The sequence below is a fragment of the Psychroflexus longus genome, assembly GCF_020164595.1.
GTDB classification, from domain to species: Bacteria; Bacteroidota; Bacteroidia; order Flavobacteriales; family Flavobacteriaceae; genus Psychroflexus; species Psychroflexus longus.
Window position 1 is genome coordinate 1 of record NZ_JAIQZE010000038.1, and the last position, 259, is coordinate 259.

Below are 259 nucleotides of genomic sequence, written 5' to 3' on the forward strand. Positions count from 1 at the left end.
GACTATCAAGAAATGTTAGACAAAAACAACATAAAAACAAGTATGACAGAAAAATATGATCCTTATGAAAATGCAATCGCAGAGAGAATCAATGGTATACTTAAACAAGAGTTCAACATTGCTAAAACCGTGAAGGATATGACATTAAAGAAAAAGCTTATCGCTGATGCAGTCAGTATTTACAATAATCTCAGACCACATTTATCTAATCATATGTTAACTCCGATGGAAATGCACAAGCAAAACAAACTCAAAAGAA

At 31.7% G+C, this 259-nt stretch carries 1 protein-coding gene; it reads left to right on the forward strand.

Annotated features, from left to right (window positions below; translation table 11 throughout):
• Positions 1 to 259 (forward strand): integrase core domain-containing protein (locus tag LB452_RS13480; RefSeq protein ID WP_224462255.1); only part of this gene is annotated, 259 nt, incomplete at both ends.